This is a genomic window from Pseudomonas entomophila, assembly GCF_023277925.1.
Classification (GTDB): Bacteria; Pseudomonadota; Gammaproteobacteria; order Pseudomonadales; family Pseudomonadaceae; genus Aquipseudomonas; species Aquipseudomonas entomophila_D.
In genome coordinates, this window is record NZ_CP063832.1 from 3,630,807 (window position 1) to 3,646,740 (window position 15,934).

A 15,934-nucleotide genomic window follows, 5' to 3' on the forward strand; every position below is an offset into this window, starting at 1 on the left:
AAAGAGCTTAGCGTCGCTGGCAAAAGCAGCCGTCCGTCACGACCAACGGCCCGCGCGGCGCGCGATGCAAACTGGGTTTCCCACGACGCGCGGCGCTCATGTATGCTACGGCGTTCACTCTATTACGACACCGGAGTGCCGGACGCAGCGAGGTCGCGCTGCCTGGAACATGTCTCTTATCTCTCAATACAAAGTAGCCATGCACGAACAATACACACCCCGTGATGTAGAAGCCGCCGCCCAGAATGCCTGGGACGAGCAACAATCGTTCGCTGTTACCGAACAGCCAGGCAAAGAGACTTACTACTGCCTATCGATGTTCCCGTACCCGAGCGGCAAGCTACACATGGGCCACGTGCGCAACTACACCATCGGCGACGTGATTGCCCGCTACCAGCGCATGCTCGGCAAGAACGTCCTGCAACCCATGGGCTGGGACGCCTTCGGCATGCCGGCGGAAAACGCCGCGATGAAGAACAACGTCGCCCCGGCCAAGTGGACCTACGAGAACATCGACTACATGAAGACCCAGCTCAAGAGCCTGGGCCTGGCCATCGACTGGTCGCGTGAAGTCACCACCTGCAAGCCGGACTACTACCGCTGGGAACAGTGGCTGTTCACCCGCCTGTTCGAAAAAGGCGTCATCTACCGCAAGAACGGCACCGTCAACTGGGACCCGGCCGACCAGACCGTACTGGCCAACGAACAGGTCATCGACGGCCGTGGCTGGCGTTCGGGCGCGCTGATCGAGAAGCGCGAGATCCCGATGTACTACTTCCGCATCACCGACTACGCCGACGAGTTGCTGGAAAGCCTCGACGAGCTGCCGGGCTGGCCCGAGCAGGTCAAGACGATGCAACGCAACTGGATCGGCAAGTCGCGCGGCATGGAAGTGCAGTTCCCGTACAACCAGGCCAGCATCGGCCACGAAGGCACCCTGAAGGTCTTCACCACCCGCCCGGACACCCTGATGGGTGCCACCTACGTGGCCGTCGCCGCCGAGCACCCGCTGGCCACCCAGGCCGCCCAGGGCAATGCTGCGCTGCAGGCATTCATCGACGAGTGCAAGAGCGGCAGCGTCGCCGAGGCCGACATGGCCACGCAGGAGAAGAAGGGCATGGCCACTTCCCTGTTCGTCGAGCACCCGCTGACCGGTGAGAAGCTGCCGGTATGGGTCGCCAACTATGTGCTGATGCATTACGGCGACGGTGCGGTGATGGCCGTGCCGGCCCACGACGAGCGCGACTTCGAGTTCGCCCACAAGTACAACCTGCCGGTCAAGGCCGTAGTGCGCACCAGCGCCGGTGACAATGTCGGCAGCGAATGGCTGGCCGCCTACGGCGAGCACGGCCAGCTGATCAACTCCGGCGAGTTCGACGGCCTGGACTTCCAGGGCGCCTTCGACGCCATCGAGGCTGCCCTGATCCGCAAGGACCTGGGCAAGTCGCGCACCCAGTTCCGCCTGCGCGACTGGGGTATCAGCCGCCAGCGCTACTGGGGTTGCCCGATCCCGATCATCCACTGCCCATCGTGCGGCGACGTGCCGGTACCGGAAGACCAACTGCCGGTGACGCTGCCGGAGAACGTGGTGCCGGACGGCGCCGGTTCGCCGCTGGCACGCATGCCCGAGTTCTATGAGTGCACCTGCCCGAAATGCGGCACTGCGGCCAAGCGCGAAACCGACACCATGGACACCTTCGTCGAGTCGTCCTGGTACTTCGCCCGCTACGCCTCGCCCAACTACGACAAGGGCCTGGTCGACCCGAAAGCCGCCAACCACTGGCTGCCGGTGGACCAGTACATCGGCGGTATCGAGCACGCCATCCTGCACCTGCTGTACGCGCGCTTCTTCCACAAGCTGATGCGTGACGAAGGCCTGGTGACTTCGAACGAGCCGTTCAAGAACCTGCTCACCCAAGGCATGGTCGTCGCCGAAACGTACTACCGTGTCGCCAGCAACGGCGGCAAGGACTGGTTCAACCCGGCCGACGTCGAGATCGAGCGCGACGCGAAAGCCAAGATCATCGGCGCACGCCTGAAGACCGACGGCCTGCCGGTGGAAATCGGCGGCACCGAGAAGATGTCGAAGTCGAAGAACAACGGCGTCGACCCGCAATCGATGATCGAGCAGTATGGTGCCGACACCTGCCGCCTGTTCATGATGTTCGCCTCGCCGCCCGACATGAGCCTGGAGTGGTCCGACTCCGGCGTCGAGGGTGCCAGCCGCTTCCTGCGCCGCGTCTGGCGCCTGGCCCAGGCCCATGTGGCACAGGGCCTGCCGGGCCAGCTGGACATCACCACCCTGAACGACGAGCAGAAAGTCATCCGCCGCGCCATCCACGCCGCGATCAAGCAAGCCAGCACCGACGTGGGCCAGTTCCACAAGTTCAACACCGCCATCGCCCAGGTGATGACCGTGATGAACGTGCTGGAGAAGGCCCCGCAGGCCACCGCCCAGGATCGCGCCCTGCTGCAGGAAGGCCTCGAGGCCGTCACCCTGCTGCTGGCACCGATCACCCCGCACATCTCCCACGAACTGTGGAAGCAGCTGGGCCATGAGCAGGCGGTGATCGACGCGACCTGGCCGACGGTCGACGAAAGCGCCCTGGTGCAGGACACCGTGACGCTGGTGGTGCAGGTCAACGGCAAGCTGCGTGGCCAGGTGGAAATGCCCGCCGCCGCCAGCCGTGAAGAGATCGAAGCCGCCGCCCGCAATAACGAGAACGTCCTGCGTTTCACTGACGGCCTGACCATCCGCAAGGTCATCGTGGTACCGGGCAAGCTGGTCAACATCGTCGCCAATTGATGGCAACGCCCACCCGCACGGGTGGGCGTATTCGGCCCACGAGGGAGCTACAACATGATCAAACGCAATCTGCTGGTAATGGGCCTCGCTGTACTGCTGAGCGCCTGCGGTTTCCAGCTGCGCGGCACTGGCACCACCGAACTGACCATCAAGGAACTGGACCTCAGCGCCCGTAACGCTTATGGCGACACGGTCAAGCAACTGCGCACCACGCTGCAGAACAGCGGCGTGAAGGTCTACAGCGGCGCGCCTTACAAGCTCGTGCTTACCAACGAGCAGGAAACCCAGCGCGCGGCAACCTACACCGGCGGTTCCCGTTCGGCGGAGTACGAGCTGACCACCGTGCTCAACTATGCGATCGAAGGCCAGAACGACAGCGTTCTGCTGGAAGACAAACTGCAAGTGCAGAAGTACTACGTGTACGACGGCAACAACATCACCGGCTCCGGCCAGGAAGCCACCCAGGTTCGCAACGAGATTCGCCGTGACCTGGTGCAGGGCATGATGGTGCGCCTGCAGCAGCTGACGCCAACTCGCCTCGACGACCTGCAGCGCAAGGCCGACGAACGCGCCCAGGCCGAAGCACGCGCCCTTCAGGAAGCGCAACGCATCCAGGACGAGACGCCCCAGCAATCGCCGCTGGAAGTCCCGGCCAAGTAAGCCGGAACGGGGTGCCTGAGGCACCCCGCCTCTCTCTATGAAACTGTCCCCTGCCCAACTCAACAAGCACCTGCAAGGCCAGCTCGCGCCCGTCTATATCGTCAGTGGTGACGACCCGCTGCTGTGCCAGGAAGCCGCCGATGCCATCCGCGGCGCCGCACGCCAGCAGGGCTTCGACGAACGCCAGGTGTTCAGCGCCGACGCCAACTTCGACTGGGGCAACCTGCTCCAGGCCGGTGCCAGCCTGTCGTTGTTCGCCCAGCGGCGCCTGCTGGAACTGCGCCTGCCCTCCGGCAAGCCGGGCGACAAGGGCGCCGCCGCGCTGATGGAGTACTGCGCCAGGCCTGCCGAAGACACGCTCTTGCTGATCAGCCTGCCGAAGCTCGACGGCAGCGCGCAGAAAACCAAGTGGGGCAAGGCACTGATCGAGGGGGAACACTGCCAGTTCGTGCAGATCTGGCCGGTGGACGCACAACAGTTACCCCAGTGGATCAACCAGCGCCTGTCACAGGCCGGCCTGTCGGCCCAGCGTGATGCGGTCGACCTGATCGCCGCACGGGTGGAAGGCAACCTGCTGGCCGCCGCCCAGGAAATCGAGAAGCTCAAGCTGCTCGCCGAAGGCAACCAGATCACCGTCGAGACTGTCCAGGCCGCGGTCGCCGACAGTGCCCGCTTCGATGTCTTCGGCCTGGTCGATGCCATTCTCAACGGTGAAGCGGCCCACGCCCTGCGCATGCTCGAGGGCCTGCGTGGCGAGGGAGTCGAGCCACCGGTCATTCTCTGGGCACTGGCCCGTGAACTGCGCCTGCTGGCCGGGCTGGCCCTGCAGTTCAGCCAGGGCGTCCCCCTGGACAAGGCATTCAGCCAAGCCCGGCCCCCGGTATGGGACAAGCGCCGCCCCCTCGTGAGCAAAGCCCTGCAACGCCTTTCGGCGCAGCGCTGGGCCATGCTACTGCAGGATGCCCAGCGCATCGATGCGCAGATCAAGGGGCAAGCCGAAGGCTCGCCCTGGACCGGCCTGACCCGCTTGTCGCTGTTGATGGCCGGGCAACGCCTGACACTACCTGCCGAGTAGGAGCGGCTTCAGCCGCGATCACCCGCGAAGCGGGTGCCACATACCGTGTCGCATTCTTCGCGGGTAAAGCCGCTACAAGGACCGCTGCTGCCGCAACCCGCGAACCATATACACAATCAATTGGCCCTCTACCGCCAACAAGCCTAATGTCCGCCACGAAATCCACCCCCCGACCGGGAACCCACCATGAGCAAGAAACCGAAGAAGCACGGCCCCAACAAGGCCAAATCGATCATCGCCCAACCGCTGTTCCGCTGCCGACAAGAGCAACCGAACAAGGGCAAAGGCAGCTACCGCCGCGAAGCCTTCCAATCGAGAGATTGGGAGGCTTCTTGCTTTATGGCGGCCTGAAAGGGCATGAAAGGCACAGGCATGGTATGGTCGGCACCTGACCTGCAACTCTGGATCTGTGCATGCCCTCTCGTCTCACTCTACGCTGGCAACCGCGCCAGCTGATCGCTGCCACCAGCTTCATCCTGCTGGTCGCCTGCGCGGAGAAACCCACCGCCGCGGACGCCCTGCCGCTCGCACCCGCCCAGCCCGCCCCGGTCGTCGCACTGCCCAGCGCTAGCCCTGAAGTCAGCACCGAAATCCAGCCGCTGCAGACCTTCGCCCAGTGGCAAGCAGGCTTCCGCCAGCAAGCCCTGCAAGCCGGTATCAGCCCCAGCCTGTTCGATCGCGCCTTTCTCGGCGTCACACCAGACATGGACGTGATCAAGGCCGACCGCAGCCAACCCGAGTTCACCCGCCCGGTCTGGGAGTATCTCGACGGCGCCCTGTCGCCTCTGCGCGTGCGCAACGGCAAGAAGCTGCTGGAGCAGAACAGCGAACTGCTGAGCCGTATCGAACAGCGCTACGGCGTCGACCGCCAGGTGCTGGTCTCGGTCTGGGGCATGGAGAGCAACTTCGGCCAGTTCCAGGGCAGCAAGTCGGTGATCCGTTCGCTGGCCACCCTCGCCTATGAAGGCCGTCGCCCGCAATTCGCCCAGGACCAGCTGATCGCTGCGCTGCAGATCCTGCAGAACGGCGATATCCAGCCCGACGCGATGCGCGGCTCCTGGGCCGGCGCGATGGGGCAGACCCAGTTCATCCCGACCACCTACCTGACGCACGCCGTGGACTTCGACGGCGATGGTCGCCGCGACATCTGGAACAGCACCGCCGACGCCCTGGCGTCGACCGCCCACTACCTTCAAGCCTCCGGCTGGAAGCGCGACCAACCCTGGGGCTTCGAGGTGCAGGTGCCGGCGGGCTTCGACTTCTGGCTGGCAGACGGCAGCCAGCGCAAGAGTGTCAGCGAGTGGCTGCAGTTGGGGGTGAAGCTACCAGCCGGCACCCAACTGCCCGCAGGCAGCAGCCAGCTGTCCGCCGCACTGCTGTTGCCGGCCGGCGCACGCGGCCCGGCGTTCCTGGTGCTGGACAACTTCCGTGCGATCCTCAAGTACAACAATTCGTCTTCGTACGCGCTGGCGGTCAGCCTGCTGGGGGATCGCTTCTACGGCTGGGGCTTCATCGCCGGCGGCTGGCCCAAGGACGACCTGCCACTGAGCCGCAGCGAACGCATCGAGCTGCAGACGCTGCTCAATGCCAACGGGCACGAGGCGGGCAATGCTGACGGGATCATCGGTGCCAACACCCGCAAGGCCATCCGCAACGCGCAGCAGGCGCAGGGCTGGCCGGCGGATGGGTATCCGACGCACAAGCTGCTCGATAGCCTGCGTCGTTGAGACCTGTTCGCCGGCAAAGCCGGCTCCTACAGGCCTGCGCCAATCTAAGGACTTGCGCTGTACCTGTAGGAGCCGGCTTTGCCGGCGATGGGCCGCAACGCGGCCCCGACCACTTCAAGCCTTGAACAATCCCTGCTCCAGCACCACCCTCTGCTGGCCGGCATCCAGCTGCACCCTCGCCCCCAGCGGCAGGCACACGTTCGGGTTGCAATGCCCACTGCGCCACCCCGCCAACACCGGCACCCCAAGCGGCCCAAAGATATCCAGCAGCAACGGCGTCAATGATGCGAGCGTAATCCCCGCGAAATCCCCCACCAGCACACCTCGCACCCCCTCCAGCTTGCCCGCCAGGCGCAGCTGGGTCAGTAGCCGGTCCACGCGGTAAAGCGGCTCGTTGACATCCTCGATGAACAGAATGCTGTCGCGGGTATCAATCTCCGCCAGCGAGCCCATCGTGGCGCCCAGCATCGACAGGTTGCCCCCCATCAGGCGCCCGGAGGCCACTCCAGGTACCACAGTGGTAAGCAGGAAGGCGGCAGGATGGCCAATCTCATCACCCTTCCCCAACTGCCCGCCCAACTGTTCGAACAGCGAACCCACGGTAGGCTCGAGCTTCCCACCCAGCAAGTCGGCATTGAGCATCGCCCCGTGGAACGTGACGAGGCCTGAATACCGGTTGATTGCCGTGTGCAGGGCAGTGATATCGCTGTAGCCGATCAGCGGCTTGGGATGGCGGCGAATCAGCTCGAAATCGAGGTCATCGAGCAGGCGCATGCTGCCGTAACCGCCACGCATGCAAAGGATGGCGTCGATGTCGGGGTCACCAAAGGCATCGTGCAGGTCCTGGAGGCGCTGTTGGTCGCTGCCCGCCAGGTAACCTTCCGCCTGGCTCACCCCGGGATAGAGACGGCAGCGGTAGCCCCGCTGCTCGAACCACCGGCGTGCCTTGTCGGCGTCCACACGGGCCGGGCCGGCCGGCGCAACGATGGCGAAGCAGGCATTGTCGGGCAATGCCTTGGGCAACAGGGATTCAACGGTCTCCACGCAATTCATCGCGCCACTCCTTGCAGCTTGTCGCTTGGAACTTGCAGCTAAAAAAAAACCGATGCCGCCTTACGGCGTGCATCGGCATGGCTCGCACAAGCTCGTTTCAGAGCTTGATCTTGGCTTCGTGGGCCTGCTGGTCGGCGTGGTACGACGAGCGCACCAGCGGGCCGGAGGCAACGTTCTTGAAGCCCATCTTGTAACCTTCCTCGGCGAACCAGGCGAAGGTGTCCGGGTGCACGAAGCGCTGCACCGGCAGGTGGTTGCGCGACGGCTGCAGGTACTGGCCCAGCGTCAGCATGTCGATGTCGTGCTCGCGCATGCGGTGCATGACCTCGATGACTTCCTCGTCGGTCTCGCCCAGGCCCAGCATCAGGCCGGACTTGGTCGGTACGTGCGGGACCATCTGCTTGAATTTCTGCAGCAGGTCCAGCGACCAGTCGTAGTCCGAACCCGGACGCGCGGCCTTGTACAGGCGCGGCACGGTCTCGAGGTTGTGGTTGAACACGTCCGGGGGGGTCTGCGCGGTGATCTCCAGCGCCACGTCCATGCGCCCGCGATAGTCGGGCACCAGGGTTTCCAGCTGCACGCCTGGCGACAGCGCGCGGATCTCGCGGATGCAGTCGGCGAAGTGCTGGGCGCCACCGTCACGCAGGTCGTCGCGGTCCACCGAGGTGATCACCACGTACTTCAGACGCAGGTCGGCGATGGCGATGGCCAGGTTCTTCGGTTCGTCCAGGTCCAGCGGCTTCGGACGGCCGTGGCCGACGTCGCAGAACGGGCAGCGACGGGTGCAGATGTCACCCATGATCATGAAGGTCGCGGTACCGCCGGAGAAGCACTCACCCAGGTTCGGGCAGGAAGCCTCCTCGCAGACGCTGTGCAGCTTGTGCTTGCGCAGCAGTTGCTTGATACGGTCGACTTCCGGCGAAACCGGGATGCGCACGCGAATCCAGTCAGGCTTTTTCGGGAGTTCTTCGGTGGGGATGATCTTCACCGGAATACGCGCCACCTTCTCGGCGCCGCGCAATTTCACGCCGGCCTCGACTTTCTTCGGGGCAGGGCGCGGGGTGACGTCTTGCGTCGGGATCAGGTTCGGCACGGCTTCTTGCACAGTTGTCATAATCAGTCGATTCCGCCCGTCAGGGTCGTCTGCTCAGCATAGTCGAGGTGCCTGACCAGCTGTCCGCGCAGCCTTGTCCTGACCTCGTCGAGTTCGATCGGGCCTGCCAGGTCGCGCAGCTGGGTCATGGCCAGCCCCGCATACCCACAGGGGTTGATTCGGCGGAATGGCGCAAGGTCCATGTCCACGTTCAGGGCAAGGCCGTGGAAGGAACGGCCATTGCGGATTCGAAGGCCAAGGGACGCGATCTTCGCGCCATCGACATAAACGCCAGGGGCATCGGGCTTGGCCACCGCCTGCACGCCATAGCTGGCGAGCAGGTCGATCAGGGTCTGCTCGATGCGGCTGACCAGTTCGCGCACGCCAATGCTCAGGCGGCGCACGTCCAACAGCAGGTAAGCCACCAGTTGGCCGGGCCCATGATAAGTGACCTGGCCGCCGCGGTCGGTCTGCACCACCGGGATCTCGCCCGGGATCAGCAGGTGCTCGGCCTTGCCGGCCTGCCCCTGGGTGAAGACCGGTGGGTGCTCCACCAACCAGATTTCGTCCTGGCTGTCGGGGCCACGTTGCTCGGTAAAGCGACGCATGGCCTCCAGCACCGGTTCATAGGGCTGCAGGCCAAGATCGCGAAAACCGAGAACGCCGGACATCACAGCACCATTTTCACGATGCCGGTGGCACGCAGGGCACTGTTGATGTCGTGCAACTGGTTCTCGCTCTCGGCAACGATATGCAGTTGCACCGTGGTGTACTTGCCTTCCTTGCTCTGGCGCTCGGCCAGCGTCGACAGGTCGACCTTGGCGTGCTTGCTGAGGATCTCGATCACGGTGTCGCGGAAGCCGACGACGGTGTCGCCGATCACCTTGATCGGGTAATCCTCGCAGGGGAATTCGATTTTATGCGACTTGACGTCAGGTTCGCTCATGGCGGAAACGGCCTCGTAAGCCGTGGCAGCAACAGTGCCCCCGCCTGGTTCACGGGGGCATGCAGGTCACGTGTCAGTTGAACAACCCGTAGAAGAACAGACGGATGCTATCCCACATACGGCGCAAGAATCCGCCTTCCTCTACGCCGTCGAGGGCGATGAGGTCGGCACTGTGCACCACTTTCTCGTCCAGTTTGACTTCCACTTTGCCGATCACGTCACCTTTGTTGATCGGTGCGGTGAGCTGCGGGTTCATGGTCATCGAAGCCTGGAGGCGTTTCAATTGGCCTTTAGGCATGGTCATGGTCAGGTCGTTGGCCAGGCCGGCCTTCACCTGGTTGGTGGCGCCTTTCCATACCGGTGCCTGAGTCAGCTCGGTGCCCTTCTGGTAGAAGGTCTGGGTTTCGAAGAAGCGGAAACCGTAGGTCAGCAGCTTTTGCGTCTCGGCGGCGCGGGACTGCTCGCTGTTGGTGCCGAACACCACGGCGATCAGGCGCTGGCCGTCGCGAACGGCCGAGGCAACCATGCAGTAGCCGGCTTCGTCGGTGTGGCCGGTCTTCAGGCCGTCGACCGTCTTGTCGCGCCACAGCAGCAGGTTGCGGTTAGGCTGCTTGATGTTGTTCCAGAAGAACTCTTTCTGCGAGTAGATGGCGTAATGCGCAGGGTCTTCGTTGATGATCGCGCGCGCCAGCAGGGCCATGTCGTGGGCCGAGGAGTAGTGCTCCGGGTTCGGCAGGCCGGTCGGGTTCATGAAGTGGCTGTTGGCCATCCCCAGGTCGCCGGCGGTCTTGTTCATCATGTCGGCGAAGGCGTCTTCGCTGCCGGCGATGTGCTCGGACAGGGCCACCGAAGCGTCGTTGCCCGACTGGATGATGATGCCGTGCAGCAGGTCGCTGACGGTGACCTGGCTGCCGACCTTGATGAACATGCGCGAACCGCCGGTGCGCCAGGCATTCTCGCTGACGGTGACCGGGTCGTTCTCGCCGATCTGGCCGCGACGGATGTCCAGGGTGGCGATGTACGCGGTCATCAGCTTGGTCAAGCTGGCGGGTGGCAGGCGCTCGTCACCGTTGTTCTCGACCAGCACGTTGCCGCTGGACGCGTCCATGAGTACGTAGGACTTGGCGGCCAGTTGCGGAGGTGCCGGCATCATCTGCTCTGCCGCGAAGGCAGCAGGCGTGATCAGCAGCAGAACGGGCAGGCAGAGTCGTTTGGCAAGGTTGGTGATGTTCATCCGTCTCTCGTAAATCGCTAATGGTCTGATGTTTCGTGGGCAGGTTCGGTTGCCCAGCGCCCCGTCAGTCTAGTTTTATGGCCTGTGGCCTGGCCCGAATGCGCGACGTAATGCCGCTGCGGGCAAAAACGGGCATTGTACATGCCATTGCCCGGCAATTCATGAACAAACCGACAGATCGGTGTGCTCTGTTTCGCGGCTAAACCCGCTGCTACAGGGCCTGTGCAAATCCCTGTAGCAGCGGGTTTACCCGCGAAAGGCCCAATGCACGCGTCAGTCGGTCACGACCTTCGCCTGCCCAAGGTTCGCCAGGCGAATGCTGTCCTGCGCCTGCTGGATCTCGCCCTGGCTGCCGATCGGCCCCAGGCGCACCCGGTGAAGCGTTTGCTGGTTGCGCACGATGGAGCTGATGAACACCGGCGCGCTGACCATGGTGCTCAGCTTCGAACGCAACAACTCGGCGGCGTCCGGGTTGGCGAACGCGCCCACCTGCAGGAAGCTGCCACCATTGCCGCTCGGGACGTTGTTACCCCCCACCTGCACCGGCACCACAGGTGCCGCGTGCTGCTGGGGCGGCGGTGTCCATTGCTCGACCCGCCCGGTGCTGGCCGGAATCGGCTGGGCCTGGGCCACCTGCGGTTCCTTGAGCATCAGTGGTGGTTGCTGGCCACGCTGGGCCCACCATTGCTGTGGATCGATCCCCTCGACACGTACGTGAGCGGTACCGATCTCGGCATAGCCAAGCTTCTTCGCGGCCGCATAAGACAAGTCGATGATGCGATCGGAGTAGAACGGGCCACGGTCGTTGACCCGCAGGATCACGCTCCGACCGTTGGCCAGGTTGGTCACCCGTACGTAGGCCGGCAGCGGCAAGGTCTTGTGCGCCGCGCTCATGCCGTAGAGGTCATAGAGCTCGCCATTGGCGGTGTTCTGGCCGTGGAACTTGGTGCCGTACCACGAAGCGGTACCCTCGGCGCGGTAGCTGCGCGAGTCCTGCATCGGGTAGTAAGTTTTGCCCATCACCGTGTATGGGTTGGCTTTGTAGTTGCCGGTGTGCACGGTCGGGGTGGCGTCGGGGATCTTGTTGACATCCACGTCCCACCAGGGCGCACCATCCTTGTGGGCGCGGTTGATGTCCAGGCCCGGTTGCGCACGGACAGTATTGCTACTGCTTTGCGGGGTGGGGCGGCTGGACGAGCAACTGGCCAGCACCAGGCCCACGGCGAGGCAGGTCAGCAGCTTGGCGGTGTTCACTGTGAAGAATTCGCGCATTACTTGACGCCCCGTGCCAGAACCAGCTGTTGCGCAAGCTGATGCACCGCCATGGCGTACATCACGCTGCGGTTGTAGCGCGTGATCGCGTAGAAGTTCTTCAGGCCCATCCAGTACTCGGGGCCGTTTTCGCCTTCCAGGCGGAAGGCGGTGACCGGCAAATCATCGCGCAACGCATCATGGCTCGACCAGCCCAGCGCTCGCAACTCCCCGACTGTCTTCACCGGCTCGATACCCGTGGTCAGGCCCTCGTCGACGCGCTCGCCGCGCACCTGAGCAGAGCTGACCACGGGCTCGCCGGCCACCCAACCATGGCGCTTGAAGTAGCTGGCGACGCTGCCGATGGCATCGTCCGGGTTGTTCCAGATATTGATATGGCCGTCACCGTCGAAGTCCACCGCGTAGTTGCGAAAGCTGCTGGGCATGAACTGCGGCAGGCCCATGGCGCCGGCGTAGGAGCCCTTGAGCGTCAGCGGGTCGAGCTGTTCTTCACGGGCCAGCAGGAGGAACTCGCGCAGCTCCTTGCGGAAGAATTCGGCACGCGGCGGATAGTCGAAGCCAAGCGTCGACAGGGCATCGATCACGCGATAGTTGCCGGTGTTGCGACCGAAGAAGGTCTCCACCCCAATGATCGAGACGATATATTGCGCCGGCACACCATATTCCTGCTCGGCGCGGGCCAGGGCAGCCTCGTGCTGGCGCCAGAAATCCACGCCCCGGGCGATGCGCGCATCGGTGAGGAACATCGGGCGGTATTCTTTCCAGGGTTTGACCCGCTCGGCCGGCCGCGAGATCGCGTCGAGGATCGCCTGCTTGCGCTGCACCTCGCGGAACACGCCCATCAGTTGCTCGCCGGCAAAACCGTAGTCGCGGGTCATCTCGCCGACGAACTCGGCCACTTGGGGCGAGTTGTCGTAATCGCCGGCAACAGCCTGCTGGACAGCGCCGAACAGGCCCACCGCGCCGATCCACGGCACACAACGGGCAGCCCAGTTACGCACTGCTTGCATTGAATTCTTCACCTTTTTCAAACTTGCGCGATCCATTTGCGGTGCGTGTGGATCGACATCAGAACGCCAAACGCTGACAGCAGCGTCACCAACGAAGTTCCGCCATAGCTGATGAAGGGCAGCGGCACGCCCACCACGGGCAGAAGGCCGCTGACCATACCGATATTGACGAACACGTAAACAAAGAAGGTCATGGTCAGGCTGCCCGCGAGCAGCTTGCCGAACAGGGTTTGCGCCTGGGCGGTGATCATCAGCCCGCGGCCGATCAACAGCAGGTAGACGATCAGCAGCAGGCAGATGCCGACCAGGCCGAACTCCTCACCCAGCACGGCGATGATGAAGTCGGTGTGGCTCTCGGGCAGGAAGTCCAGGTGCGACTGGGTACCCAGCAGCCAGCCCTTGCCAAATACCCCGCCCGAGCCGATCGCCGCCTTTGACTGGATGATGTTCCAGCCGGTACCCAGCGGGTCGCTTTCCGGGTCGAGGAAGGTCAGTACACGTTGCTTTTGATAGTCGTGCATGACGAAGAACCACATGGCCACCGCCACCGGCACCGCCGCGGCGATCACACTGATGATCCAGCGCCAGCGCAAACCGCCCATGAACAGCACGAAGGCGCCGGAGGCGAGGATCAGCAGCGCCGTGCCCAGGTCGGGCTGGCGCACGATGAGGATGAACGGCACGCCGATCATCACCAGGCTGATCGCCACATGTTTCAAATGCGGCGGCAGGGTGCGCTTGGACAGGTACCAGGCAATGGTCGCCGGCATGATGATCTTCATGAACTCCGAGGGCTGGAAACGGATCACCCCGGGGATGTTGATCCAGCGCGTGGCGCCCATGGCGTTGTGGCCCATCACGTCCACCACCACGAGCAGGAACACCCCGGCCAGGTAGGCCAGGGGCACCCAGCGTGCCATGAAGCGCGGCTCAAGCTGGGCGATCACGAACATCGAGACCAGGCCGATGCCAAACGAGCTGGCCTGCTTCATCAGCAGGTCCCAGTTCTTGCCGCTGGCCGAATACAGCACGAACAAGCTGCCAGCCGCCAGCGTGAGCAGGATGAGCAGCAAGGGGCCGTCGACATGGATGCGCTGCAGGAAGCTGGCGCGCCTGCGCATCACGTCCTCGCTGGAGAGCATGCGATCGAAATTGTTCTTCACGGGGCCGGTTCCTGGGCGACTGTGGCGGGGCCGAACTCGGGCTTGAGGCGGCCGTTCTCGTCGAGCAGCCAGGCATCCATGACCTGACGCACCACGGGGGCGGCGACGCCTGAGCCGGACTCGCCGTTCTCGACCATCACCGAGACCACGATCTTCGGGTCCTCGGCGGGGGCGAAGGCAACGAACAGCGCGTGGTCGCGGTGCCGTTCCTGGAGTTTGTTGCGGTCGTACTTCTCGCCCTGCTTGATCGCCACGACCTGTGCCGTGCCGCTCTTGCCAGCGATGCGGTAGATCGAGCCGAGGGCGGCCTTGCGCGCGGTACCCCGGGCACCGTGCATCACCTGTTCCATGCCGTGGGTAACCTTGGCCCAGTCGGACTTGTCCCGCAGGACGATGTTCTCCATGGGATTTTCGTCCACCGGTGGCTGGCCTTCGATGGTCTTGGCCAGGTGCGGGCGGTTCCATACGCCCTTGTTGGCGATCAGCGCGGTGGCCTGTGCCAGTTGCAGGGGCGTTGCCTGCATGTAGCCCTGGCCGATACCGAGGATCAGGGTTTCACCCGGGAACCAGGCCTGGCGACGGGTAGCGCGCTTCCACTCGCGCGAGGGCATCAGGCCGGGAGATTCTTCGAACATGTCCAGCGAGACTTTCTGGCCAATGCCGAACTTGTTCATGTAGCTGGAAAGCCGGTCGATGCCCATCTTGTGCGCAAGATCGTAGAAGTACGTATCGTTTGAACGCATGATCGCCACATCCAGATCCACCCAGCCATCGCCAGTGCGGTTCCAGTTGCGGTACTTGTGATCGTAGTTGGGCAGTTGATAGTAGCCCGGGTCGAACACCCGGCTGCCCGCCGTGACCACGCCGCTGTCGAGGCCGGCGATGGCCACCGCCGGCTTGATGGTCGAGCCGGGCGGGTACAGGCCGCGTAGCACACGGTTGAACAGCGGCCGGTCGATCGAGTCGCGCAGCTCGGCGTACGCCTTGAAACTGATGCCTGTGACGAACAGGTTGGGGTCGAAGCTTGGTTGGCTGACCATCGCCAGCACCTCGCCGGTGCGCGGGTCGAGGGCAACGATGGCGCCCCGGCGCCCGCCCAGCGCCTGCTCGGCGGCTTCCTGCAGCTTGATGTCGAGGCTCAGGACAATATCCTTGCCCGGTTTGGGGTCAGTGCGCTTGAGCACCCGCAATACCCGGCCACGGGCATTGGTCTCGACTTCCTCGTAGCCCACCTGGCCGTGCAGCTCGGCTTCGTAGAAGCGCTCGATGCCGGTCTTGCCGATATGGTGGGTGCCGCTGTAGTTCACCGGGTCGAGGGTCTTGAGTTCCTTCTCGTTGATCCGCCCCACATAACCCACCGAATGGGCGAAGTGCGCACCCTGCGGGTAGTGACGCACCAGCTGTGCGGCCACCTCCACGCCAGGCAGGCGGAACTGGTTCACGGCGATGCGGGCGATCTGTTCCTCGTTGAGCTCGAACAGGATGGGTACCGGCTCGAAGGGTCGGCGCCCCTGCTTCATACGCTTCTCGAACAGGGCACGGTCGTCTGGCGTGAGTTCCAGCACCTCGACGATCACATCCAGCACATCCTGCCACTTGCCGGGGTTGCCGGCGCGCTCGCGGGTCATGACCAGGCTGAAGCTGGGGCGGTTGTCAGCGACCACCACGCCGTTGCGGTCGAAGATCAGCCCGCGGGTCGGTGGAATCGGCTGCACATGCACCCGGTTGTTCTCCGACAGCGTCGAGTGGTAGTCGTACTGGATGACCTGAAGAAAGTACAGCCGGGCGATCAGCACGCAGACGAGCGCCACCACCGCCACGGCGCCCACGACGACGCGGTTGCGCACCAGGCGGGCGTCTTTCTCGTGGTCCTTGAGGCGGATCTGCTGCGGCAT

At 64.0% G+C, this 15,934-nt stretch carries 14 protein-coding genes; 5 read left to right on the forward strand and 9 right to left on the reverse strand.

Annotated elements, in window-relative coordinates; translation table 11 throughout:
* The first annotated feature begins 199 nt into the window (after nt 1-199).
* From leuS to IM733_RS16095, 5 genes are all read left to right on the forward strand, one after another.
* On the forward strand, nt 200-2,806 hold the full coding sequence (gene leuS / locus IM733_RS16075) for a leucine--tRNA ligase (RefSeq protein WP_248917561.1): 2,607 nt from the start codon (nt 200-202) through the stop codon (nt 2,804-2,806).
* Between the two features lie 54 nt (nt 2,807-2,860).
* Complete coding sequence (gene lptE / locus IM733_RS16080; RefSeq protein WP_248917562.1) at nt 2,861-3,466, forward strand: LPS assembly lipoprotein LptE; 606 nt, start codon at nt 2,861-2,863, stop codon at nt 3,464-3,466.
* A gap of 37 nt (nt 3,467-3,503) precedes the next feature.
* Nucleotides 3,504-4,541 carry a DNA polymerase III subunit delta gene (holA, locus tag IM733_RS16085; protein WP_248917563.1) on the forward strand — a complete coding sequence of 346 codons (1,038 nt, stop codon included), beginning with the start codon at nt 3,504-3,506 and terminating at the stop codon, nt 4,539-4,541.
* 186 nt (nt 4,542-4,727) lie between these two features.
* A complete protein-coding gene (arfA, locus tag IM733_RS16090) occupies nt 4,728-4,892 on the forward strand; it encodes an alternative ribosome rescue factor ArfA (protein ID WP_011535834.1) in 165 nt (54 codons plus the stop codon).
* Between the two features lie 62 nt (nt 4,893-4,954).
* Complete coding sequence (locus IM733_RS16095; protein WP_248917564.1) at nt 4,955-6,268, forward strand: lytic murein transglycosylase; 1,314 nt, start codon at nt 4,955-4,957, stop codon at nt 6,266-6,268.
* Nucleotides 6,269-6,382: 114 nt separating this feature from the next.
* On the opposite strand, the gene IM733_RS16100 is transcribed toward IM733_RS16095, so the two are convergent.
* The 9 genes from IM733_RS16100 to mrdA form a co-directional block, all read right to left on the reverse strand.
* Nucleotides 6,383-7,321: a S66 peptidase family protein gene (locus IM733_RS16100; RefSeq protein WP_248917565.1), complete on the reverse strand. Its 939-nt coding sequence runs from the start codon at nt 7,319-7,321 to the stop codon at nt 6,383-6,385.
* A 97-nt stretch (nt 7,322-7,418) separates the two neighbouring features.
* Nucleotides 7,419-8,435: a lipoyl synthase gene (lipA, locus tag IM733_RS16105; RefSeq protein ID WP_011535837.1), complete on the reverse strand. Its 1,017-nt coding sequence runs from the start codon at nt 8,433-8,435 to the stop codon at nt 7,419-7,421.
* 2 nt (nt 8,436-8,437) lie between these two features.
* Nucleotides 8,438-9,085, reverse strand: a complete 648-nt coding sequence (gene lipB / locus IM733_RS16110) for a lipoyl(octanoyl) transferase LipB (protein WP_248917566.1) — start codon at nt 9,083-9,085, stop codon at nt 8,438-8,440.
* Complete coding sequence (locus IM733_RS16115; protein ID WP_213658440.1) at nt 9,085-9,360, reverse strand: DUF493 domain-containing protein; 276 nt, start codon at nt 9,358-9,360, stop codon at nt 9,085-9,087. Before IM733_RS16115 ends, lipB begins: the two co-directional genes overlap by 1 nt.
* Before the next feature lie 73 nt (nt 9,361-9,433).
* Nucleotides 9,434-10,594 carry a D-alanyl-D-alanine carboxypeptidase family protein gene (locus IM733_RS16120; protein ID WP_248917567.1) on the reverse strand — a complete coding sequence of 387 codons (1,161 nt, stop codon included), beginning with the start codon at nt 10,592-10,594 and terminating at the stop codon, nt 9,434-9,436.
* 273 nt (nt 10,595-10,867) lie between these two features.
* On the reverse strand, nt 10,868-11,866 hold the full coding sequence (locus IM733_RS16125) for a septal ring lytic transglycosylase RlpA family protein (RefSeq protein ID WP_248917568.1): 999 nt from the start codon (nt 11,864-11,866) through the stop codon (nt 10,868-10,870).
* Entirely contained in the window at nt 11,866-12,876 is a 1,011-nt protein-coding gene (gene mltB, locus IM733_RS16130) for a lytic murein transglycosylase B (protein WP_248917569.1), read from the reverse strand. The genes IM733_RS16125 and mltB overlap by 1 nt, the downstream gene beginning before the upstream one ends.
* 17 nt (nt 12,877-12,893) lie before the next feature.
* A complete protein-coding gene (gene rodA / locus IM733_RS16135; RefSeq protein ID WP_011535843.1) occupies nt 12,894-13,997 on the reverse strand; it encodes a rod shape-determining protein RodA in 1,104 nt (367 codons plus the stop codon).
* A gap of 38 nt (nt 13,998-14,035) precedes the next feature.
* Entirely contained in the window at nt 14,036-15,934 is a 1,899-nt protein-coding gene (gene mrdA, locus IM733_RS16140; RefSeq protein ID WP_248917570.1) for a penicillin-binding protein 2, read from the reverse strand.